Here is a 23,401-nt window from a genome sequence, read left to right on the forward strand (position 1 = left end):
GCAAACGCGTCATCAGGCCGCGAGCAAGTCGTTCACGTGCGTGGCAATCTCGTCGCCTGCGACGCCGTAGATATGCAGCGAGATCGCGCGCGCGGTGGCATCGGCGGGATTTCCCAAGCGGTGAATGGCGCCTCGGCCCGCTTGCACGAAGGAGACGTCGCCGGCCTCGCGCGCATGACGCCGCGTTTCGATGGCTGATGCCGAAGGCGCGTCCCAGCGATAAAGCGTCTCTTCAAGCGTCCCGTCGATCACCGCATAGCCGCACCACGTTCGATGACCGTGCACCGGACTCGCCTGTCCCGGCTCCCAGACGAGCGCGGCGATGGCGTAGCGGTCAAGCGGGTCGGCCGCCAGCAAATGACGGCGATAGCCGCGTGCGCCGCTCTCACGCTGATCGAGGCGCAGCAGGCTCGTATCGGACGAAGCGCGCCGCAGAGCCGCACGCACGCGCGATCCGAACGACAAGGCATCGGCGGAATGGAAGGCGGCATCGATTTCATCGCAGAGCCGGTTTAGCGCCGAACCGCCGCGTAGCGACGCCGGCGCTTGATCCCGAGGCCGCGAAAGGCGGCTGAACGCTTCGAATTTCATGATGACGGCACCGGTTTTCGTTGTGTTTCGCGAACAACATTTATACCGGCTTGCGCCCAGAATTAGTTTCCATATAATTCCGCTCGAAGAACCAAAAATAGAATAATTTCCTATCGGGGGTGCGCTGTGGGAATGGACCTTATCGATCGCAAGCTGCTGGAATTGCTGCAGACCGACGTGACGATGCCTATCGCCGAGCTTGCGCAGCGCGTGAATCTTTCGCAAACACCGTGCTGGAAGCGCGTGCAGCGCTTGAAGGAAACCGGCGTGATCCGCGCACAGGTGGCGCTATGCGATCCGAAGAAGCTGGGTGTCGGCACCACGGTGTTTGTCGCGGTACGCACGAATCAGCATACGCAGATCTGGGCCGAGGACTTCACGCGCGCCGTGCGCGACATTCCGGAGGTCGTGGAGGTGTATCGGATGAGTGGCGAGACGGACTATCTGCTGCGCGTGGTGGTATCCGATATCGACGATTACGACCGCGTCTACAAGCAGCTCATTCGCGCCGTGCCGCTCTACGATGTCAGTTCGAGCTTCGCGATGGAGCAGATCAAGTATTCGACCGCATTGCCGGTGCGTCCCACGCTCGAGTCCTGAGGCGTGACTCGTTTTCAGATGGCGGTTGCCGCTGCCCGCGCCATGCCACTTCGGTCCGCACCAAGCGCCTGCCTGTGGAAGGCGCGGCATGATCGATTCGCCAAAAAAAACCGCCCGTGGAGGGCGGCGTAACGCGTCCAGTCACTAGGTATTCCGGTCTAGCCCTTACTGCCCCGGCCGGAATCAGACGCGCATGGAATCGAAGGAAGTATGGCCGGTGACGCGGTGCCCCTCAAGCGGGACCGTGCAGCAAAGAATTTCGCGGTGCTTGGCCGTCTTCCGAAACGGCGCGCGCGGACATGCGGCAGATCGAGGAACGGTCGGCGCAACGCAACTGAAAACCAGTGCGGGTACTATCACGGGTTGATGACGAAACGCGCCAGGAGACGCAACATCCGCCATGACCGATGACCGCAACGACCGCCGCCCGGACAGTACCCGCAACGGCGCGCCCAAGAAGAAGAATCCGACATTCGGCGTCGGCGCGTTTATCGTCGTCGTGGTGTTGCTCGTGATCGGCACGCTCGCCTATAACGCGATTCGCGAGAAGCGCGACTTCGATCAACAGAACGCGACGCCTTCGCCAGCGAGCGATGCGCGGCCGGCCGTGCCGGCGATCGGCGCGTCGCAGTAGCCGAGCGCCTCAAACCGGCAAGCGAATTTGCGCCGCATCCTTGCTGATCAGCGCGGACGCCGTAAGCATCTGCTTGCATTGATGCGCAAGCAGTTTGAGATCGTGAAGCGCATCGGCGGGCAACGCCTGCGTGCGTTCGGCGTTCGTGACCATGGCGTCGAGTTCGCGGCGCAGTTCCTTGATGTCGTCCGCATTCGCCGGTGTCGCTTCTTCGCGCGCGGGCTCCGGCAGCGCGCCCTGTGCATCGGACAGATTGTCGCGCACGATTCCGAAAGTCCGTTGCAACGGCTCGAACGCCTGACCTTCGGCTTCGTTGATCGTTTGCAGAAGCGGCGCCGCTGCCGTGATCTGCGACGCGAGCACGTGACTTTGCACGAGCAGATCGTTGAGTTCGGCGACGTATTTTTGCTGCGCCTTGGGCTCCAGCATCATTCGCTGGAACGCTTGCGCGAGATTGGCGAACGCAATGTGCACGTTCTTGCGCGCGAGCCGGTAGCGGAAGTCGCGGTCCAGCGCGGTGGCGGCGACGGTCGCGGCAGCCGATGCGCCCTTGCTGGTGGTCGCCGCCGTGCTCTCGCCGATGCTCACCGACGACAGCTTTTCCGCCGTTGCGCTCGCGGCACGTACCGCCGATGCCGTCACGAGATTCGGATCGAGCGCGGGAGTATCGACGGTGGATTCGTTGGCGGCTTCTTTCGCGATCACGATGGTCGATACGGCGGCGTCGTCTAGCGTCTGAGTCGCGGTGGCCGCGGCGACGGCGGCCGGTGCAATCGAATCTTGCATGTGGGTGCTTGTACCCGCACCCGCACCCGCACCCGCACCCGCACCCGCACCCGCACCCGCACCGCCACGCGCTTTACTCTCCGCTTGCCCCGCGCTCGCGCTCTTGGCCTTCCACCACCAACTCGCCTCGAGGTAATTGCGCGTCGCGCCAAGCAGATCCTTCACGAGCTTGCCCATCAGCCGATATTCCCAATACGGGAACAGATGGCTCGCCGCGATTGCAATCGCGCAACCAACCACCGTATCGATAGCCCGTTCGCCGATCAGCCGCATGCTTCCCGGCGCGAGCAGATGAAACATCAACAGCACATACGACGACGTGAACACCACGCTCGCCGCATAGTTGAAGAGCAGCAGGCTGTAGCTCATCACCATCGACGCGAACATCACGATGAGCAGAATGTGCGGCTCCTTCACGAGCAGAATCAGCGCGATGGTCAGCGCGCAGCCTATCGCCGTGCCGATGATCCGCTGCGTGTTGCGCTGCTTCGTGAGCGAATAGCCGGGCTTCAGAATGATGACCGTGGTCATCACGATCCAGTACGCGTTCGTGAGCGGCAAGAGCCGTCCCAGCCAGAAGCCGATGCCCACCGCGATCGTGACCCGAAGCGCGTGCCGGAAGCTCGGCGAGGCCATCGTGAGATTCGAGAAAATCTGCATGAACGGCACGCGCCGGCTCGATATGAAACGCGACAACGCATGGTCGATCTGCACTTCGGTTTCGATCAGGCTCGCGTCATCGCGCGTGCGGCGGCGCATCTTGTCGATCAGGCGCGTGGCGCTCCACAAACGGCGGAACACCGCCGCCGCGGCCGCGTAGGCTTCGGCGTTCTTCTCGGGCATGCCGTGCTTGCGCATGAGTTCGAGTTCGTACTCGATAGCGCGCAGCTCCGCCTTCATGCTGATCTGCCTGGGCGCGGAACTGTTCTGCAATACGGCCAAGCCGATTTCTTCGAGATCCGCGCTCGCCTTGCGCATCAGGTCGCGATAAAAGATCAGCACGTCCGAGCCCGCGAACGTCTTGCGCACGAGCGGATAGTCCGTATGCGCGCCGACGAAGAACTCGTGCAGATCCACCACGTTGATGAACAGATTGAAAAGCCGCGCGCGCCGCGCGTCGAGCTTGCGGCTTTTTACTTTCGGCAGATTGCGCAGCACGATGTCGCGCGCGGCTTCCTGTTGCTCCACCGCCGCAATCTGCTTTTCGATGAGCTTTCGGTAGCATTCGTCGAGATCGGCGTCGTTGTCGTAAAACTCGGCGCGCGCCTGCAAATACTCCGCGCAACTGAAGATGCTCTGCGCCAGCGCCTGCTGTTCGATGCGATACACGAGCAGCCGGCTCACGAGCGTGGCCCAGTACGTGTACCAGAGGCCGCCCAGCAAGATCCACGACGCGTTGACGAGCGCCTGCATCGGCGTGAAGTGCTCTTCCAGCGTGACGACCATCATGAAGAGCGTGGCGAAGCTGATCTGCGGCCAGCGGTTGCCATAGACGACGATCAGCGAGAGCACGAAGGTGAGCGGCACGACCGTGAGCCATAGCGTCAACGGATGCGCCGTCGCAATGCCCGTGGCGAGCGCCGAGAAGAAGCCGATTACCGTGCACGCGAGCATCTCGTTGTGCTTGTATTTGAGCGGACCCGGCATGTCGACGACACACGCGCCAAGCGCGCCCGTCGCTATGGTGAAGCCCAGCTCGCGATTGTGAAACACGATGAGCATGAGCACGGCGGGCAGCGACACGCCCAGAGCGATCCGCAAGCCGCCGAAGAAATACTGGCTGTAAATGAACTTCCTGATTTCGAACGAATAGCGCATCGACTTCCTGGTTTGACGCTCGTTATGACCACGGGCGAAGCACGCTCCGGACCCAGGCGGTCAGGCGGGTTGAGTCTATCGCACTTGTCATGCACTTATAACTCACTTGCGCTTCGTTCGGAACTCGGCCGAATGGCCAGCTTTTCGGCGCCTCGCGGCCTTTGTTATGCTCACGTGAAAAGCGCCGAACACATCTTCAAGGGAGCCCACCGATGAGCGACAGCATCGCCGTGCCGCCGCACGAGATCGAGCTGACGGCCGTGCGCGCGCAGGGTGCGGGCGGGCAGAACGTCAATAAGGTATCGAGCGCCATTCATCTGCGCTTCGACATCCGCGCATCGTCATTGCCGGAGCACATCAAGGCGCGGCTGCTCGCGCTGTCGGATAGCCGTGTGACGCGCGATGGCGTGGTCGTCATCAAGGCGCAGGAATATCGGACGCAGGACATGAATCGCGCGGCGGCGCTCGCGCGGCTCGACGAGCTGATTCGCAGCGTGAGCATCGTGCGGCGCAAGCGCATCGCGACCAAGCCAACGCGCGGTTCGCAAGTGCGGCGCGTCGAAGGCAAGGTCAGGCGCGGGGCGATCAAGGCCGGGCGCGGGCCGGTGCACGGCGACTGAAGCGGAGATTCAAGCGGGATTTGAGCGCGATTCGAGCGGGAGTTGAAGCGGCGCGTCAGCCGTGCTGTTCCGCGGGAGATACATCGAGCGGCCCGAGCATGATCGTCTTAAGCCTGCCGCGTCCGAGCACGCGCGCGAGTTCCGCGAAGACGCAATAGTTGAAGACGAGCGTGACGAGCAAAATCTGCACGGCCCAGAATTGCGGCCAGTTCAGATGGTCCAGCAGGTCCTGGTGCGCGGCCGCAAGACTATGCGTCTCTTTCCAGAACTCGAACAAGCGTTCCAGGTAATGGAGCACCAGCGCGACGAGCGTGTAAATGACGGTTTTCCATCCCGCATTCCAGATGAGCGGGCGCTCGGGATAGCGATTGATGAATGGCAGCATGTCGGCGAGTAGAACCGCCTTGCCGAGAATGAGCGAGGCGACGAGCACGGATGCCGACGCGGGAATCGACAGGCCGGCGCCTTTCACCATGAGCGCGTGCACGACCATCACCACGTGCAGCACGACGAAGAAGAACAAGGTGGGCGGCAGCATCTTCATCAATTCGTGCCTGGCCTTCGCGAAAAAGTCGTGCATGGTCTGCTCCAGGAAACGCATGGATGCGCATGCCGGCGCGTTGCACGAAATGCAACGCGCATCCGAACAATTCGATGAATCTCGCACTGCGGCAGCGGCTGCGCTGTTTGCAGTCTAGTTCAGCCTACGAGCTTGCGGCGTCCTGAAAACGGCAGGCGCTTGATCGCGCCGGTGGCGAGCGCGGTGCCCGCAAGGACGACGGCGCAGCCTTCGAGCATGACGAGCGACACCCGCTCGTGCAGAAACAACGCGCCCCACAGAATGCCGAAGAGCGGAATGACGAAAGTGACGGTCATCGCGCGCGCGGGACCGACGACCGCGACCAGATGGTAGTAGATGAAGTACGCGATACCCGTGCAACCCACGCCCAGCGCGAGCACCGCCGCCCATGCAGGCGCGGAGACCGGCGCGGCGGGCCACGTGACGAAGGCAATAGGCGCGAGCACGAGCGTCGCGCCGATCATGCTGCCCGCGGCGTTGGTCATGGCATCGACGTCCATCAGATACTTTTTCGCGAAGTTGCCCGCAACACCATATAGCGCCGATGCCGCGAGCGCCGCGGCCGCCGCCAGCACGCCCGCCGCGCCCGATCCCGCCGATCCGGGCGAGCCTTCTATCTGATTCCACACGAGCAGCAGCACTCCCGCGAAACCGATCGTCGTACCGATCGTGCGCAAGGTCGTGAGCCGGTCCTTCAGCCAGAGATAGGCGACGAGCGCGCCCCACAGCGGCGTCGTCGCATTGATGACGGATGTGGCGCCAGCCGAAAGCGTCAGCTCCGCATAAGCGAAGAGGCAGAACGGCGCGGCCGAATTGAGAATGCCGACGATGAGTAGCGGTAGCGCACGCTTGCGCATGATCGCGAGACTGCTCGAAAACTGGCGGCGGCCGAGCAGCATGGCGACGAGAAACACGGCGCCGATGCCGACGCGCAAGGCCATGAGCGGCGCGACGCCGAACTCGGCGACGCCCAAGCGGATAAAGAGAAACGACGCGCCCCAGAGCGCGGCGAGACAGACGAGTTGCAACAAATTGACGGGTGACATGACGATGCGGACTTCAGTGTTCCAAGGAAAAGTCCGCGCATGTTAGCACCGCGCCGCGTGCCGTCGGTCATCGCGCCGATGAGACCGCAAGGAACAATCAATGTGGCGGAATCATCCACGTCAACACGTTCTGCTGCAGCCACACGAGAATGCCGAGAATGATGGTGAGCAGGATCGAATGCTTGAAGGTGCGCGCGAAGACGAGTCCTTCCTTGCCCTTGAGTTCGGTCGTGGCGACGCCCGTCGAAATGTTTTGCGGCGAGATCATCTTGCCCATCACGCCGCCGGACGAATTGGTCGCGGCCATCAGCACAGGATTGAGATTGAGTTGATGAGCGGCGACCACCTGAAGGTTGCCGAAGAGCGCGTTGCCCGAGGTATCGCTGCCTGAGAGAAACACCGCCACCCAGCCGAGAAAGGCCGACACGAGCGGGAAGAACGGCCCGACCGAGGCCACCCCGAGTCCGAGCGTGTAGTTCATGCCCGAGTAGTTCATGAGATACGCGAGCCCGACGATGGTCGCCACCGTGAAGATGGCAATGCGCGTTTGCACCCAGGTATCGACGATAGCGTGGCCGAACTCGCTTGCCGGCAACTTCACCAGGAGCGCGGTGATGATGGCCGCCACGAGAATCGCCGTGCCGGTGGCGAGCGGCTGGAAGTCCCAGATCGCGCCGTAGGGCTGATTGTAGAGCGTGATGTAGACCGCCTTGTCGAGCCCCGGCCACGGGATCTTCACGTCGCCGATGAGGAAGATCTTGGCCACCGTCCAGACGATCACCACGACCGAGACGACGATCCACGGCATCCATCCCTGAGCGGCCGAGACGTTGCCGCGTGCGTTGGCGAGGCGATCGACGTTCACCGCGAAGCGTTCGTCGGGCGCGGGCTTCCAGACGCGCAGGAACGCTATGGTGAGGATCAGCGAGACGAGCGAGGAGAGGACATCGGTGAGCGAATAGCTGATGTAGTTCGACGTGACGTACTGCGTCAGCGCGAACGCGCCGCCCGAGACGAGCAGCACGGGCCACACCCGCAGCATGTTGCGAAAGCCCGCGTAGATACCGATAACATAGAACGGCAGGAAGAACGCGAAGAACGGCAACTGGCGGCCGACCATCTTGGCGAGCGCATCGGTGGGCAAATGCGTGACCGCGCCGAGCACGGTGATCGGTACGCCGAGCGCGCCGAACGCGACTGGCGCCGTGTTGAAGATCAGCGTGAACGTGAGCGCTTCGAGCGTCGGAAAGCCGAGCAGGATCAAGAGCGAACTCGTGATGGCGATCGGCGTGCCGAAGCCCGAGATGCCTTCGAGCAATGCGCCGAACGAAAAGCCGATGACCACGAGCACGATGCGCCGGTCGTTCGGCAGGTTGTCGATCATCCACACGCGAAACGCTTCGAAGCGTCCCGAGCGTTGCGCGACGTTGTAGAGCAGGATCGCGGAGAACACGATCCACATCACCGGCCAGAGCGCGAACACGGCGCCGGCTGCGATGGAGTCGAGCGCGAGTCCAACCGGGAAGTGCCAGCCCACCATCGCGATGATCAACGCGACGATCAGTCCCGCAAGCGAAGCCTGCCACGCGGGACGGCGCGCCCAGCCGAGCATGACGAGTACGACGATGATAGGCAACGCGGCAACGATAAAGGAGAGCGCGAGCGAACCCGCGATAGGCGTGAGGATCTGATGGAACATCGGGTCTCCTGTGTCTCTATTCTTGGATGGATGCCGCGGTCTTCGCTGCTGGTTCGAGTGGTATCGAAGACTTTAAGCAACCGCATAACGCGCTCACTAAGAATAGGGCGAGGATGGCCCTCGTCAAGGCTTGAATATTGGCGTAAGGATGCCGGATGGAAGCGGAAAGGGACGTGACGCATCTGCTCCGTTCGGACGCTTGGTCACGCGTTTCGCGGGATGCGGCGCTCAGCTCTCGACGGTCGCTGGAGTAGCCGTTGTTCGTTGTGCCGCGCTGGAATCAAGACGCGATGCAGGCACTTGGCGAAACACCCAGAGCGCGAGCAGCCCAAAGGATGCGACCATCCACAGCAGGAAAAAAGCGAAGGCCATCATGTCCAATCCCCGAGAACGATAGGTAGCGCTTGGGCTTACACCCGTGCGGTCCGATAAGTAGGGATACGATTTAGCGATAATCGTGCCAAAGCACCGGCGTAATCCGCCAGGGCCTTGTCGGATAAGGAAAATGACCGATCGTACAGAGTGGCAAGGCAAGCGAATTGCGTCTGCATTGCCGGGAAATGTTTCAGAGTTGTTACTTTTGTCGGTAATAGCGGCGCAGAGTGCAACATCGACGCCGCATTCGAGCGTGGTGTTTCCTTATTCAATGGCCATGGCCGCCACCGCCATGTCCACCGCCGCCTTGCCAACTGCCACCGCCGCCGTGCCATCCGCCGCCACCGCCGTGCCATCCACCGCCGCCGCCATGCCATCCGCCGCCATAGCCGCGTCCCCAGCAACATCCGCCGCCGCCCCAGTAGCCGAAGCCGATCGACACCGACGGATAACCGTAGCCGTAATAACCGGGGTAAGCAGCATATGCGGGATAAGCGGCGTAAGCGGGATAAGGTGCGTACGCGTAAGGATAGGGATAAGCCGGCGCATACGGCGTGCTCGTATAGATCGTCGAGTAGTCGACTGTCGGCGCGGCCACTGCGTACTGAGCTTGCGACGGCGCGTTCGCGGCACTGACGCCCGAAGCACCTTGCGCCGGTAACGCGAACTCACGTTGCGTGTAGGCAGCGGGAACCGGCGGATAGTAATAAGCGGGGTAGTCGGGATACGGCAGGTAGCATCCGCCGAGAAGCAATCCGGCAGCAAGCGAAGCGGCCGCTGCCCTGTAACCGAAGATGATGCGCGGGGAAATCATGATGCTGCTCCTTGCTTGCGACTTGCCGGACTCTACCTATGCGATTGCGAGGAAGGGTCCGTTAAGAAGGAGCTTACTCGATCGTTGCGGCGTGCGCGTCGCGCGTCCGCTAACAAACCTCGGCGTGTATCAATCCTGAAACAGCCCTTGATCGAAGCGGCGGCAAGCATCGCTGCTTGCCGCATGAGATGACTGTGGATCGCCCGCTTACTTCCCGACTTGATTGCCGATAACCCCGCCTACTGCCGCGCCCCCCAACGTCGATAACGCGCTTCCGCCGATCACGGCCCCACCCGCGGCGCCAACACCAGCGCCAACGGCCGTATCGCGTTGACGCGTCGTCATGTTGTCACAGGCCGTGAGTCCGGCGAGAAGGGAAACGACCACTGCTGCGGCGCCGATTTGTTTGATGATTTTCATGTCGACTCTCCAGAACGATTGATCAATGAAACGGCCGCGGCTTTGCCCACGCGTCCTGCCGTTCGATCACGATCTGGCTTTCATCGACGGACGCCGCAACGTTTTTTTCGCCGGTTCGTTCGTTTATCAGCAGGAAAGATGCCCGAAACGGTGCACGCGCGCGCCATGCAAAAACGGCCTGCAAGGAAGCACAGGCCGTTGCGTACAGTCAGCGTTTGCTTCAGGTCGGCTGATAAATCTCCGCGCCCTTCTTCACGAACTCGATGGCCTTGGTCTGCATGCCCTTGGCGAGCGCATCGCTTTCGGAGACGCCTTGCTTGGCCGCGAAGTCGCGCACGTCCTGCGTGATCTTCATCGAGCAGAAGTGCGGGCCGCACATCGAGCAGAAATGCGCGACCTTGGCGGAATCCTTCGGCAAGGTTTCGTCGTGAAACTCGCGCGCCTTGTCGGGATCGAGGCCGAGGTTGAACTGGTCTTCCCAGCGAAACTCGAAGCGTGCCTTGGATAGCGCGTTGTCGCGCACCTGCGCGCCTGGATGACCCTTCGCCAGATCGGCCGCGTGCGCCGCGAGCTTGTACGTGATGATGCCGGTCTTCACGTCGTCCTTGTTCGGAAGTCCGAGATGCTCCTTCGGTGTGACGTAGCAAAGCATGGCGGTGCCGAACCAGCCGATCATCGCCGCGCCGATGCCCGAGGTGATGTGATCGTAGCCCGGCGCGATGTCGGTGGTGAGCGGCCCGAGCGTGTAGAAGGGCGCCTCGTCGCACCATTCCAGCTGCAGGTCCATGTTCTCCTTGATGAGCTGCATCGGCACATGGCCGGGGCCTTCGATCATCACTTGCACGTCGTGCTTCCACGCGATCTGCGTGAGTTCACCGAGCGTCTTCAGTTCACCGAGCTGGGCTTCGTCGTTCGCGTCGTAGATGGAGCCGGGACGCAGGCCGTCGCCGAGCGAGAACGAGACGTCGTACTGCTTCATGATCTCGCAGATGTCTTCGAAGTGCTCGTAGATGAAGCTTTCCCGATGATGCGCGAGACACCATTTCGCCATGATCGAGCCGCCGCGCGAGACGATACCCGTCATGCGGTTGGCCGTCAGCGGTACGTATTGCAGACGCACGCCCGCGTGAATGGTGAAGTAATCGACGCCTTGCTCGGCTTGCTCGACGAGCGTGTCGCGAAAGATTTCCCAGGTCAGGTCTTCCGCCTTGCCGTTGACCTTTTCGAGCGCCTGATAGATCGGCACCGTGCCGATCGGCACCGGCGAATTGCGGATGATCCACTCGCGCGTCTCGTGAATGTGCTTGCCCGTGGACAAGTCCATCACCGTGTCGCCGCCCCAGCGGATCGCCCAGGTCATCTTGTCGACTTCCTCGCCGATCGACGAACTCACCGCCGAATTGCCGATGTTCGCGTTGATCTTCACGAGGAAGTTGCGCCCGATGATCATCGGCTCGCTTTCCGGGTGATTGACGTTCGCGGGGATGATTGCGCGGCCGCGCGCCACTTCATCGCGTACGAACTCGGGCGTGATGGCCTTCAGGGCGTCCTTGTCGAAAGGCACCGCGCCGAACGACTGGCCGGGATGCTGACGGCCCATCATCGCGGCGAGCTTTTCGCCGTTCGGACCGCTCGTCTTGAGGCTTTCGAGGTATTCGGCGCGGCGCTGATTCTCGCGAATGGCGATGTATTCCATCTCCGGCGTGACGATGCCCTGCCGCGCGTAATGCATCTGCGACACGTTCTTGCCGGGCGTCGCGCGTCGCGGATGACGATGCAGATCCGGGAAGCGCAGCTCGGCCGTTTTCGGATCGGCGGCGCGCTCGCGGCCGAATTCGCTCGAAAGACCCGCGAGTTCCTCGGTGTCGCCGCGCGCTTCGATCCAGCCGGCGCGCAACGCGGGCAAACCGGAGCGGATGTCGATCTTCGCGTCCGGATCGGAGTAGGGGCCGGACGTGTCGTACACGTACACCGGCGGATTCTTTTCGCCGCCGAAACTGTCGGGCGTGTCGGACTGCGTGATCTCGCGCATCGGCACGCGGATGTCGGGCGTCGAACCCGTCACGTAGACCTTGCGCGAGTTGGGCAGCGGCGCGATGGCGGCTGCATCGACGATGGCGTTTTCGGACAGGAACTTGGGATTCGCATTCATGTGCTGTTTCTCCTTTTCAGTCGCAGGGACGGTAATTGACAGCGAGCACGCGGGCGATCGAATGAACGACGAACGAACGAACGCCGGCGAGCTCGGCTGATTCAGGAGCTAGACAGGGAGGAACGAGATGGAAAGGTGCGGGCCCGAGAAGACGTGGCGCGTGAGAGAGATACCGTGCGCCGAGGCCCGAACGCTTCCCTGCGCTGGCATTATCCAGATCAGGTTCAAAGGGTATTTCTCACCCACATTGCACGGGCCATTCAGTCGACGCAGCCGGACGAATCGCGATGTGCAACGCAGGACCCCCGCGTTAGCAGGCGTCACCATACATCGTGGCGTGGCATCTTGGCAACCGTTCGCGAAGTTTGCGCTGAAGCGCAGGCGCTTACTGCATAATGGCGAGCGCGCGATTTTCGGTACTTACCCGGATGTCGTCAGCAGTCGCCCCGCCTGTCGCTTCCGCACTTCTTTCGCTCCGTCATGCCGTCCATCGTCAGTCCCGCCTCGTTCGTCACCTGGCGCGCGCGTTCTTCAAGCTCATGCCCCGTTCGGTCGATTGGCGGCAGTCCCCATTGCAAGTCTCTTGCCCCGATCCGGGCGCGCTTCGCGGAGTAATGCATGTCTGCCGTACCTCCGCGTTTGCCGCTCGGTTTTCCCGACCGCTTTCCGTTTCGCGCTCCTCGCAGCCTCAAGGGACGCGTCGTGCTCGCGTTGGCCGTCGTTTATCTCGTGTGGGGATCGACGTATCTCGGCATTCACCTGGCGCTCGAATCGTTTCCGCCGCTCATGCTTGGCGGCCTGCGTAACCTGTGCGCTGGCGTCGGTCTCTTCGTGATCGCCTTGCATCGCAAGGCGGTGTGGCCGACGGCGCGTGAAGTACGTAATGCAGCGATCGTCGGGACTTTGCTCGAAGGTTTGTCGAGCGGGATGATGGCTTACGGCATGCGCACGGTGGGAACCGGCACGGCTGCCGTGATGGTGGCTACCGTGCCGCTCTTCGCGACGATCTTCACCGCGCTTGCCGGGCGCAGTGTGGCGAAGGGCGAATGGTTTGCGGTGGCGCTGGGTCTCGTGGGTATCGTGTTGCTCAATCATGGCGATCCCTCGCCGAGCTCGACCGTCGGCACGCTTGCCATCTTGTGCGCGGCAATTTTTTGGGCGGGCGGGGCGCATCTGGCAAGCCGTCTCTCGCAGCCTTCCGATCTGCTGATGTCGACTGCGTTGCAGATCGGGCTTGGCGGGCTTATCGCGACTGTCATCGCGTTCGTGTCAGGCGAGCGCCTTGGCCAAGTGAGCATGGGCGCGGGGTTTTCGTTCTTGTATCTCGTCGTGATTGGATCGATGGCCGCGTATGTCGCTTATAACTTTCTCATTCGGAACACGAGCACGATTGTCGCGACGAGTTGTCTTTACGTGAATCCGGTCGTCGCGGTTTTATTGGGCGCTTTGTTGCTTGGGGAAATCATCACGCAGTGGACGGTTGTTGCCACGGTCGTGATTTTGATGAGCGTTGCGTTGTCATTTTGGTTTGATTATCGGCGGCGGGGGTTGGTTTGAGCGCAGGAATCTGGCCTTGTAGGCAAGGGCTGTCGAATAGAACTGAATCGCCGCCCGACGCTTCTTAAAAAGATAGCAACTATCGTAGATAGGAATCGGGGCTAGCTTGACTTGTTGAAAAGAGCACCGTGGTCCCTTACGTCATCAGTTTCATTACCTAAGATATCTCGCGCGCTTCCGAGCCACCATCCCCCTTTCTCTTAGCACGCCGTAACACGAACCGCCACGAGTGCAACTAGTTAGCCGCTAATGCGAATGGTCTCGAAATATCAGGTGGTGGACGCTTGAGCTAAAACGCTGCTGTTTCCTCTACTGACGCGTTATAGCGCGATCAGGTGGCGTCCAATGAAAAGCTTGCCGGACACTTTCTCCCGTATCTGCACACGACGTCCGTGACACGACAGGCGTCTAAAAATAACTCGTGTTACGTGAATGAATGGCGCACTGTAGCGACCACGACCACATCTATATTTAGCTTCTTTGAGCGATTGTTCTTTAAAAATCGTAGCACATACTTGTGTGCATGGAGCTGCGGTCTTGAAGACATAATGCTGCATGTCCGCTATGCAAGGCGCGATGGCTCCTTCCCTGTCTAGTCCCGATAGACTCAAAAATAAGCAAATTCGAAAAATTTGAAGTGTAGCTTCATTGCTTTCAATTACATTGGTTATAGTGTTTGGAAGCAGGTTGATTAATCGAGTAAGAACAGGACCTTCAAAATTCCTCGGTATCCGCTTTGGCTCCATCCTATCCTGAAGTCGGTTCAGCTTAAAAAAGCCATTCAAGGCATATAGATGATTTTTAATACGAGATAACAACAGGAATAAAAACGAATTGCTTGATTTTTGGCGGAGTTTTTGGTCATTGGTGCATCTCTATCCAAACCAATGCAGCCAACCCGCTATCGCCGCGTTTCTATTAACAACGGTCCGAGCATCGGCACAGCAATAAAGGAGGAATTTAGCGACGACTATCGTGCCTACAAAAAACTACGTTAGACGAACCTTGGCCGGGCGTCTAACGCAGCGCAATTACGCATCACAACTTGTCTTTCTTATACGATCATTATATATGAAATTTCATGCTTTTCGGTTCAAACCAGTAACGCTGGCGGTGCTTACCAGCTTGGCAGCGATGGCAACGTCAAGCGCATTCGCAGGGACGGTGACGGGTTGGGGCGACTCGTTGGCATCCGGGGTATCGCGCGATGGAACGAATGTTTACGGCGATAACAATACGGTTAATGCCACGGCGACGGTGATTGGCGATAGCAATGTAGCCAAAGCCAGCGCAACGATGATCGGGAACAATCAATACAACGATGTTACAGGTAGCGTTCTTATTGGAAACGGCGCACAGGTGTCATCGACTGCGGACGGTTACTCGGGTGATCTCGCGGCCGTTGCGATTGGAGCAAGTTCGAGCGCGAAACAAAATAGCGTCGCTATTGGGCCCCATGCGAATGCCAGCTATGCCGATGCAACGGCAATTGGAGCGAACGCCCGGGCGAGTTTGAACGGTGTCGCTATCGGTACGAATGTCTGGGGTGGGGACTATAGTGCGACCGCGCTTGGCGCTGGTTCCTATGCCGATAGTTATAGTACGGCGCTCGGAACCAATGCACGTGCGCTTGATAGGAGCTTGGTAGTTGGGATTGGCGCATCCGGGTCGAGTAGCAGCTTGGTTGTTGGCAACGGAGCATCCGGGTCGGGTAGCAGTACCGTGTTAGGGAATCACGCATCCGCTGGCAGTAGCGATGCCCCAATTGCGATTGGCGAAGGTTCCTACGCCGGCGCATATGGCGCGATCGCGACGGGTTGGAGTGCGCAGGCGAATAGCCCTAATTCGATTGCCTTGGGCACTCGAACTCACGTAACTGGGGATAGCAGCATTGCAATCGGGCGCTATGTCGACGTCACTGGGGACAACATGGTGGTGATCGGCGGCAGTGCTGTAGGCGCTGACAGTTATGCGGTTGCCGTCGGCAACGAAGCGAAGGCACTTAAGTTCAGTGCGGTCGCACTTGGGAGCGGTGCGCAAGCCAGTGACAACTACACGACTGCTCTTGGTTCCGGAGCGAAGGCTTCGGGATGGTACAGCGTTGCTGTGGGCGGTTTTAGCAGATCTGAAGGGGAGCAAAGCGCCGCCTTCGGGAATGGCTCATACGCTCAAAACATCAAGTCACTTGCGTTGGGCTCCGGCGCGCAATCGTATGGCGTCAATTCAGTTGCCTTGGGGGCAAACTCTAACGATTACGGCCTGGACAACGTAGTCAGTGTCGGCGGCGACTTCGGCTATAGCAGGCGAATCATTGGTGTTGCAAGTGGAGTCGGCGACACCGATGCCGTTAATATGTCGCAGTTGAACGCGGTAAGCGCTCAGGTTGCACGAAACACAGCGAACATCTCGGCTATGCAGGGTGGCGTCAGAGCAACCTTCGTTGGCGCGCCTTTGCACGCAAGCGCCGATGTGTCAGAAGTCGGCACGCCGTCGCTCGTCGGCGCAACTTCGAATGTAGGCGCGGCACCCGTCGTCGCACTGTCGGGCGGCTCAAGCTCCTTCTTTGCGGCTGATGGCGATTCGTCAGAAGTTGCCATCGCAAGTGCTGCACATTCTTTGGCAGTAGGCGCGAACGCTAATGCAAGCGCAGACGGGTCTATCGCCCTCGGCGCCAACTCCGTAGCGGACCGCGTGAACACTGTTTCAGTGGGCTCAGCTGAAAGCGCGCGTCAAATTACGAATGTCGCCACCGGTACGCAGGGAACGGATGCGGTGAATGTCGATCAATTGAATGGCGCAGTGACCAGTGCAGTGAAGCAGGCAGACACGTACACCGACAACGCGATTGCCGGCGCGAACGTATATACCGATCGAGCCGTCGCGGATGCCAAGAACGAGATGAAGCATTACAGCGACCGGGCAGCCGCGTCGACACTGGCTATTCCGAGCATTCCGATGCTCAATACCGGTGAAAAATGGGTTGGCGCAGCTGTCGGGAATTACGGCACCTCGACTGCTGTCGGCGTTGCGGCAGCGTATCAAGCGACGACGAACCTGAATGTCGGCGTGGCCGTTTCGTCGGCGAGCGGCGGCCCAGTTGCGCTTAAGGCGCAGGCGGGTTATCGCTGGTAAGCGATTTCGCGGGGGAAGGGCGCTACTTGCCAATCCCCCGCGATTATTTTCAGCCGAGCTTCCGGGCGAACCGGCGCTTGTGCTTTGAAAAATTATCATCTGAAGGCTTCGGCATAAGTGTCAGTTTGATTAGGCGTTTAGGCTGGAAAAAGCGCTAGAGTCTACCTGCTGTTAAATGTCTAAAAAAAGATTTGGTTAGGGTTAAAAACCATGAGGCTAGAAGGCAGATTTATAAATCTGGAGCGAAGTCAGGAACGACGACAGTCAATTGAAGCTCAGCTAGAACAACTTGGATGCGCAGATTGGATCACACGCTTTCCGGCCATTGATGGTCGCGCTAACGGACCTTTTGACAATGCCGCCGAAAACAGCGTTTGGGCCTGCCGACAGTCTCACACTGAAGCAATCTTGAATTCCGGGGATGACTCGGCAGTTCTAATCTTGGAGGATGATGTAGAGCTCAGTCGCTATTTCCCAAGCATTGTGAACGAAGCAACGCTCAACGGTTTCGTTGATAGCTTTCCAAATTGCGATGTACTCTTTCTTGACTGTGTGGCGTTTCGCGCACAGATTCCCTACCTGCTTTCGCTTGCTGAAGGTCGGCTGAAAAATCGGGTGCGTAGCGACGCTTTGGAAGTCGAGCGACACGCGCTCTCTACGGTAAGCATTATTGATGCTCGCGGTGTGTTCGCTTATTGCGCCGCCTCTTATGTCGTAACCCCCAAGGGAAAAAAGACATTATATCGGCTGTTTTCGGACGAGAAAAACGCGAATGCAGCAGTAGATATCCTGTATCGAGATTGGATTGCCAGTGGCCAGCTCAATGCAAACATTACTGTCCCATTCATAGCGACGCCCGAGTTTCAAAACATCTCGACTATTCCCTACGAACAATTTAAATTTCTTCACCTCAACATGTCAGATGCTTTGCTTGCCAACGCTATTCGGCGTCTATTGTTCGCTGGAGAACACCGGTTGGATATGGCCAAAATAGCGGTCATGATCGGCGAAACGGAAAGTTCGCCTGAGTACACGCTTGGCATGAAACTATACGAAACGTCGCGCTCTTCCGATTATTGAGTGGAGACAGTAAAAACTCTGGTTTGTTGTCTGCTATGGCGGACTTCACCATGTTGGCGAATGGTCAGATGCACCTTATTTGGAACTTCGGCTCGGTGCCTTGGTACGGCGGTGACCTGTTCTTGTTCAACCAGCGCGCCTTCCGCCTTTCCTTTTGTAAAAACCTCCTCCGCGCGCTGCATTCGCTCCTATCCGGCGCCGCTTTAATCGGCCTTCCAGCTCGGCCCGAGCAATTCCTCTAACGAATAACAAATCCTTGCGGCGCAAGGCTTGCCGTCATATCGGCCGCCTCTGCGCACCGATGCAGGGCATGCGCATTGCTCAATGCCGTCACCCTCGAACGACAGTTTCATCGGAATGACACGAAAGCCTGTCGTTCAAGGGAATAGAAGCAAAAGAGAGAAGGGGTCTTCCGAGGCGCGCCGGGCAATACGCATGATCACTTAAGCGTGGTGCTCGCAGCGCGGACCGGACAACAAAATCAATGATTAAAGCTAAGGAAGGTGGAAACATGAAGCTCATCCGCACAGTCACCGCGCTTGCCGCCGTCGCCTCGCTCCTGTCCGCTTGTGGCGGCTCCGACGACGTAGGCAAGGAACTCGGACTCACGAATCCAGAAGTCCACTTCATCCACGCGATCCCGAGTGCCCCCAACGTCGACTTTTACGACAACGGCAAGGTGCTGCAAGCGAATCTCGGCTACCAGACGGTGACGAACTTCGCAAACATCGATACGGGCCAGCAGAACTTCTCCTACGCCGCCGTCAATACGACGACGCAACTCGCGACCGACACGAGCATCTCGAATGCCGCCAAGGGTCACGAGTACACGGTGATCGCGCTGCCTGACGCGGGTTTCCTGCCGTCCATCGCCGTGATCGACGATCCGTTCGACAAGGGCCTGCTCTCGAACAGCGCGCGGGTGCGCGGCTTCAATGCGTCGGCGAATGCGCAGACTCTCGATTTGTATTTGGTCGCACCGGGGACGAACATCGCGACCGTCAATCCGACGATGGCGGGCGTCGGCTTCAAGAACGCCGTGCCGGCGACGACGCAAGACTCGCTCTACGTCAACGGCGGGACGTATCAGCTGGTCGCGACGCTGCCAGGTTCGAAGACGCCGGTGTATGCGTCGGCATCGTTCAATCTGAGCAACAACGCCGATTGGCTCGTGACGACGCTGCCTTCAGGCAACGCGTTGTCGCAAGTGATCCCGAACAAGATTCGCGTGCTCGTTGCGCAGGGCGGCAATACCACGACGCCTGCAATCGAGCTGCCGGACACGCTGTAATTAGAAGCGCCCGGGTAACAGGGCGCAGACATCGACGAACCCCACGCTGCCGCATGCGTGGGGTTTTTTCGTTCGAAGAGGAGCGGGTTTATGACCCTCGCAGACATCCGGCCGCCTAACTACGTGCGAACCTTGCCGATCACGCGAGGCAAGCAAGCCTCTGGCGCCACGCATCCACGCTCTCTCACGTACTAAAGACAAACGAAAAAAATCCCGCCAAAAAACATGACGGGACGACAGAAAATCAGCACGAAACATCAACGCGATGAGCGCCTGGCTCACCGCGCCGCGGCCAATTTACTTATGCTCTTCGGCCGAATTCGAAATAGCCTGACCGCCCTTCGAGATATCCTGGCCCGCGCCCGACATGGTATTGCAGCCCGCGAGCGCGGCGGTGCCAGCGATCAGCAGCAAAGCGATGATTCGAGTCATGTGTGTTCCCCTTGAATTAGAAATTCGGGTAGCCCTTCGAGGCTTCCGTTGTGATCAATCATAAAAAAGCGGCGTAGTCGACGCTGTAGGCGCGCACGGGTTTTTGGTGTCGGCCGTCTCTGCTATTGGCGTAAGTATCGTCCTACGTAATCAGGCAAGCGGAACGGCCGCCGGCGCGCTTGCATCGATGAACGTGCCCGCGCTGCGCTCGCGTGGCATCGACACGCTGATGCGCGTGCCATGCGGCGCCACGCGTTCGATCTCGAAGCGCCCGCCGCGCGCCGACACGCGCTGACGCATGCCGACCAGGCCGTGCGTCTGCGTGCGCTTCAAATCCTGCGGACGGATGCCGATGCCGTCATCGGCGATAGCGAGCGCAACGTCGTCACCATCGAGCGCGAGCGCGATTTCGATGCGGTTCGCGCGCGCGTATTTCGCCGCGTTCGTGAGCGTCTCCTGCGCCACCCGAAAGAGCGCGATCTCGATAGCCTCGCCGAGCTTTACATCGTCGCCGGGAAGATCGAATTCGACGCTCCAGCCGTTGCGTTGCGCGGCTTCATCGGCGAGCGAGCGCAGCGCGGTCACGAGACCGAAGTTGGCAAGCACGGTCGGCCGCATGTCTTCGATAATCCGCCGCTTGAGCGCAATTCCCTGGTCCAGATTGCCGATGGCGCGCGCGAGCTTGTCGGACATGGCGGGTTCGCTCGTCCTGAGCTTGCCGCGCACCCACGCGACGTCCATCTTGCTCGCGGTAAGAATGGAGCCGAGTTCGTCGTGCAGTTCGCGCGCAAGTTCGGTCTTTTCGTTTTCGCTCACGGATTGCAAATGCCACGCGAGCGCTTCGAGCTGACGCGTGCGTTCGAACACGAGCCGGTCGAGTTCCTCCTGCTGCGTAATGAGCTTCTTCTGCACGCGGTCCTGCTTGTCTAACTGGATACCGAGATTGCGGAACAGCAGCAGGAACAGGACGATGTTGAGCGCGCACAACGCGCCGACGCACAGCGTGGAAATGCGCTGATCGGCGCGGCTTGCATCGAGCGCGTGCTGCGCGCGTTGCTCTTCGTTCAGCCGCAAGAGGGCGAGCGCGGCATCGAGCGTGGCGCTGCTATCGGGCGATGGCGTCGCCACGACGCGTGCGCGCATTTCCGCATCCGCGGGCGTCTTCGACAGATCGGCGAGATGCGCCTCGCCTTGCGCGATGTTCTCGTCGGCGGCTGCGCGAATCTGCGCGAAGCTCGCAAGCGCGGCGTCATCGCCGATGCGGCGGTAATAGCTATCGAGCGAGGTCAACGCGCGGCGCACGCGCCCGGCCGTTTGCGCGAAGTGGCTCTTGTAGGTGTCGTCGGCGGCGAGCGCGAAACCGCGTTCCTCGGCGCTGAGCGTGGCGATATCGGCCGCCAGCGACGATAACTGCGCGGTGGCGCTTTTTGCATCGAGCGCGGTTTCATACTCGGCCGCGATGCGCATGCGCCCCGATTCCAGAATCACAAGCCCACCGACGGTAATGACGATAGCCACCGTCATCGCGACCGCCCAGCTATAGCGATGCATCCATTCGTTGATACGCGTCGCGCGCCGGGCGAGTCCCCGTGGAGTTTCAGATGCTGCCGGCGCGGCGTCTTTTAAAACGTGGCTCATGGTGTGTTTCTGCGGTTCCGGCGGGCGTCGTGAGCCACGCCGGCAAAGCCGTTTGAAAGCGGATGTCGGTGGATTCCCACAGCAAAAAAGGAGCCAGCCCGGATGCGCGCGCCCAAAGGCCCGGCTAGCATGGGTTCGTCATCATTTTTCAATCATTCCAACGGGGAACGATCATGCTGAAGTGGGCATTGTTTTTCGCGATCGTGGCCGTGATCGCCGGTCTTCTCGGGTTCACGGGCGTGGCGGCGGGCGCTGCGACCATCGCCAAATTCTTGTTCGTGCTGTTCCTGATTCTGTGCGTCGTGTTCCTGGTGCTCGGTTTCGTCGTCACCAAGAAAATAGTCGATTAGCGACCAACTCACTCGCGCCCGAACCTGAATCAGACCATCAAAAGCAAGTCAGGGGGATTCCATGCTTCATTACGCTGCCGTTTTCTTCGTCATCGCGATAATCGCGGCCGTGTTCGGCTTTACCGGCATTGCCGCGGGTGCCGCGGAAATCGCCAAGATCCTTTTCTACATTTTCCTGGTGGTGTTCGTCGTCACGCTGCTGCTGGGCGTATTTCGAACCTGACGTACGCCTGAAAGCCTTGCTGCACCGGGCCGCTCGCGCGGCCCGCGCCTTTTCCGCACCTTTTGCGAAGCATTGGTGGGAGCAGGCATGGCGCGTGCATCGGAGATTTTGATTGGATAGCAGCGCCCTATGAACGAAGCGGCACGCGTAGGCCTGCTCCAGCGAACGTCTTTCATCAAATATCAAGGAGCGAACCAAATGTCCAAATCGTCTGCTGTACAAGCCGCGCCGACTCAATCGCGGGACGCATTCGTCCTCGACGTGGAAAAGATCCGCGCCGATGCGCGCACGCACATGGACGAGGGCCCGGTCACGCCGAGCTACGGCGCGGACCGCGAAGTCGTGCTCAAGCTGCTGAACGACTCGCTCGCGACAGAAATCGTCTGCACGCTGCGCTACAAGCGTCACTATTTCATGGCCAAGGGCATTCATTCTGAAGCTGTGGCGGCAGAGTTTCTCGAACACGCCAACGAGGAACAGGAACACGCCGATACGCTCGCGGAGCGCATCGTCCAACTGGGCGGGGCGCCGAACTTCGCACCCGACAGCCTGAAGTCGCGCTCGCATTCCGAGTACAAGGAAGGCTCGGACCTGATCGACATGATCCGCGAGAATCTGATCGCCGAGCGGATTGCGATCGATACGTATCGGGAGATCATTCGCTATCTCGGCGACAAGGATGTCACCACGCGCCGTATCTTCGAAGACATCCTGGCGGTGGAAGAAGAGCACGCCGACGACATGGCCGATCTGCTGGAAGGCCGTAACGGCTAAATAGCAGGGCATGCCGGCATGTTGTCACGCGATGCGCGGAACTCGTCCGAGACCGCGCATCTTTTGCGTGGGCGCATGCGTACAATGGCGGCTCATCCCTGATTTCAAGCGCGAATGATCCGAGTCCTGATAGCCGACGACCATGCGATCGTACGCAGCGGTTTCAAGCAGTTCGTCGCGGACGAACCCGATATGGAAGTGGCGGCGGAAGCCTCCACTGGCGATGAAACCATCGCGCACGTGCGCGTGCAGGCGTTCGACGTGGTGTTGCTCGACATCGCGATGCCAGACAAGAACGGCGTCGATACCTTGCGTGTCATCAAGCAGATTCGTCCGGAGCAGGGCGTGCTGATGCTGTCGGGCTATCCCGAGAGTCAGTACGCGATCAACTTGTTGAAGGCGGGCGCGAACGGTTATCTGAACAAGGACGCGGCGCCGGAAGAAATCGTCCGGGCGATTCGCACGGTGGCGCGCGGGCATCGGTATCTGTCGGAATTCATCGCCGACGCGCTCGCCGACAAGCTCGACAAGCCTGCCGCCGAACGCCCGCACGAGGCGTTGTCCGAGCGCGAGTTTCAGGTCTTCTGCAAACTCGCGGCCGGGCGTATTCCGACTGAGATCGCGGAAGAACTGCATCTGTCGGTGAAGACGGTGAGCACGTACCGCGCGCGCGTGCTCGAAAAAATGAGACTGGCGAACAACGCGGATCTCACGTATTACGCAATCAAGAACGGCCTGATCGAATAGCGCGACGCGCAGTCGGACGGCAAGCTGAACCGGAGGGCGCCC

General features: G+C 60.0%; 21 protein-coding genes and 1 riboswitch. Of the genes, 11 read left to right on the top strand and 10 right to left on the bottom strand.

The features are described 5' to 3' along the window. Positions 1-12 precede the first annotated feature (12 nt). The gene (locus tag NCT03_RS05200; RefSeq protein ID WP_250492119.1) at positions 13-591 is read right to left on the bottom strand and encodes a cysteine dioxygenase family protein; all 579 of its coding nucleotides are present in this window, start codon (positions 589-591) and stop codon (positions 13-15) included. Between the two features lie 132 nt (positions 592-723). Between NCT03_RS05200 and NCT03_RS05205 the strand changes: the two genes are divergently transcribed. Both NCT03_RS05205 and NCT03_RS05210 read left to right on the top strand, forming a co-directional pair. After that, positions 724-1,191: an Lrp/AsnC family transcriptional regulator gene (locus NCT03_RS05205; protein WP_244827553.1), complete on the top strand. Its 468-nt coding sequence runs from the start codon at positions 724-726 to the stop codon at positions 1,189-1,191. Between the two features lie 400 nt (positions 1,192-1,591). Beyond that, positions 1,592-1,825 carry a hypothetical protein gene (locus tag NCT03_RS05210; RefSeq protein WP_244827554.1) on the top strand — a complete coding sequence of 78 codons (234 nt, stop codon included), beginning with the start codon at positions 1,592-1,594 and terminating at the stop codon, positions 1,823-1,825. A 9-nt stretch (positions 1,826-1,834) separates the two neighbouring features. On the opposite strand, the gene NCT03_RS05215 is transcribed toward NCT03_RS05210, so the two are convergent. Continuing rightward, a complete protein-coding gene (locus NCT03_RS05215) occupies positions 1,835-4,429 on the bottom strand; it encodes an FUSC family protein (RefSeq protein ID WP_250492120.1) in 2,595 nt (864 codons plus the stop codon). A gap of 212 nt (positions 4,430-4,641) precedes the next feature. Here NCT03_RS05215 and arfB point away from each other — a divergent pair, with 212 nt between their 5' ends. Then, complete coding sequence (gene arfB, locus NCT03_RS05220) at positions 4,642-5,049, top strand: alternative ribosome rescue aminoacyl-tRNA hydrolase ArfB (RefSeq protein WP_250464280.1); 408 nt, start codon at positions 4,642-4,644, stop codon at positions 5,047-5,049. A gap of 55 nt (positions 5,050-5,104) precedes the next feature. Here arfB and NCT03_RS05225 read toward each other — a convergent pair whose 3' ends face one another. The 6 genes from NCT03_RS05225 to thiC all read right to left on the bottom strand — a co-directional run bounded on the left by NCT03_RS05225 (position 5,105) and on the right by thiC (position 12,135). Further along, a complete protein-coding gene (locus NCT03_RS05225; RefSeq protein WP_244827557.1) occupies positions 5,105-5,629 on the bottom strand; it encodes a hypothetical protein in 525 nt (174 codons plus the stop codon). Positions 5,630-5,748: 119 nt separating this feature from the next. Next, positions 5,749-6,675: a DMT family transporter gene (locus NCT03_RS05230; RefSeq protein WP_250492121.1), complete on the bottom strand. Its 927-nt coding sequence runs from the start codon at positions 6,673-6,675 to the stop codon at positions 5,749-5,751. Positions 6,676-6,772: 97 nt separating this feature from the next. Then, the gene (locus tag NCT03_RS05235; protein ID WP_250492122.1) at positions 6,773-8,374 is read right to left on the bottom strand and encodes an L-lactate permease; all 1,602 of its coding nucleotides are present in this window, start codon (positions 8,372-8,374) and stop codon (positions 6,773-6,775) included. Between the two features lie 643 nt (positions 8,375-9,017). After that, positions 9,018-9,563, bottom strand: coding sequence for a hypothetical protein (locus tag NCT03_RS05240; protein WP_244827560.1), 546 nt, complete (start codon positions 9,561-9,563; stop codon positions 9,018-9,020). A 207-nt stretch (positions 9,564-9,770) separates the two neighbouring features. Next, positions 9,771-9,983, bottom strand: a complete 213-nt coding sequence (locus NCT03_RS05245; protein ID WP_244827561.1) for a YMGG-like glycine zipper-containing protein — start codon at positions 9,981-9,983, stop codon at positions 9,771-9,773. Positions 9,984-10,203: 220 nt separating this feature from the next. Continuing rightward, a complete protein-coding gene (thiC, locus tag NCT03_RS05250; protein ID WP_250492123.1) occupies positions 10,204-12,135 on the bottom strand; it encodes a phosphomethylpyrimidine synthase ThiC in 1,932 nt (643 codons plus the stop codon). A 177-nt stretch (positions 12,136-12,312) separates the two neighbouring features. Continuing rightward, a riboswitch (TPP riboswitch) is annotated at positions 12,313-12,452 on the bottom strand. Positions 12,453-12,753: 301 nt separating this feature from the next. Here thiC and NCT03_RS05255 point away from each other — a divergent pair. The 4 genes from NCT03_RS05255 (at position 12,754) to NCT03_RS05270 (ending at position 19,195) form a co-directional block, all read left to right on the top strand. Beyond that, positions 12,754-13,692: an EamA family transporter gene (locus NCT03_RS05255; RefSeq protein ID WP_250492124.1), complete on the top strand. Its 939-nt coding sequence runs from the start codon at positions 12,754-12,756 to the stop codon at positions 13,690-13,692. Positions 13,693-14,667: 975 nt separating this feature from the next. Further along, on the top strand, positions 14,668-16,824 hold the full coding sequence (locus tag NCT03_RS05260; protein WP_250492125.1) for a YadA family autotransporter adhesin: 2,157 nt from the start codon (positions 14,668-14,670) through the stop codon (positions 16,822-16,824). A gap of 210 nt (positions 16,825-17,034) precedes the next feature. Next, positions 17,035-17,904: a glycosyltransferase family 25 protein gene (locus NCT03_RS05265; protein ID WP_250492126.1), complete on the top strand. Its 870-nt coding sequence runs from the start codon at positions 17,035-17,037 to the stop codon at positions 17,902-17,904. Between the two features lie 511 nt (positions 17,905-18,415). Beyond that, the gene (locus tag NCT03_RS05270; RefSeq protein WP_250464294.1) at positions 18,416-19,195 is read left to right on the top strand and encodes a DUF4397 domain-containing protein; all 780 of its coding nucleotides are present in this window, start codon (positions 18,416-18,418) and stop codon (positions 19,193-19,195) included. Between the two features lie 297 nt (positions 19,196-19,492). Here NCT03_RS05270 and NCT03_RS05275 read toward each other — a convergent pair whose 3' ends face one another. Further along, positions 19,493-19,627, bottom strand: a complete 135-nt coding sequence (locus NCT03_RS05275; RefSeq protein WP_244827565.1) for an entericidin A/B family lipoprotein — start codon at positions 19,625-19,627, stop codon at positions 19,493-19,495. Positions 19,628-19,777: 150 nt separating this feature from the next. After that, the gene (locus NCT03_RS05280) at positions 19,778-21,265 is read right to left on the bottom strand and encodes a sensor histidine kinase (protein WP_250492127.1); all 1,488 of its coding nucleotides are present in this window, start codon (positions 21,263-21,265) and stop codon (positions 19,778-19,780) included. 173 nt (positions 21,266-21,438) lie between these two features. Here NCT03_RS05280 and NCT03_RS05285 point away from each other — a divergent pair, with 173 nt between their 5' ends. From NCT03_RS05285 to NCT03_RS05300, 4 genes are all read left to right on the top strand, one after another. Continuing rightward, positions 21,439-21,615, top strand: a complete 177-nt coding sequence (locus NCT03_RS05285) for a DUF1328 domain-containing protein (protein ID WP_132450940.1) — start codon at positions 21,439-21,441, stop codon at positions 21,613-21,615. 61 nt (positions 21,616-21,676) lie between these two features. Further along, positions 21,677-21,838: a DUF1328 domain-containing protein gene (locus NCT03_RS05290; protein WP_040048814.1), complete on the top strand. Its 162-nt coding sequence runs from the start codon at positions 21,677-21,679 to the stop codon at positions 21,836-21,838. 198 nt (positions 21,839-22,036) lie between these two features. Further along, positions 22,037-22,612, top strand: coding sequence for a ferritin-like domain-containing protein (locus tag NCT03_RS05295; protein WP_244827567.1), 576 nt, complete (start codon positions 22,037-22,039; stop codon positions 22,610-22,612). 114 nt (positions 22,613-22,726) lie between these two features. Next, positions 22,727-23,359, top strand: coding sequence for a response regulator (locus NCT03_RS05300; protein WP_244827568.1), 633 nt, complete (start codon positions 22,727-22,729; stop codon positions 23,357-23,359). Positions 23,360-23,401 lie beyond the last annotated feature (42 nt).

Origin of the sequence: Caballeronia sp. GAWG1-1 (genome assembly GCF_023631465.1) — a bacterium.
Classification (GTDB): domain Bacteria; phylum Pseudomonadota; class Gammaproteobacteria; order Burkholderiales; family Burkholderiaceae; genus Caballeronia.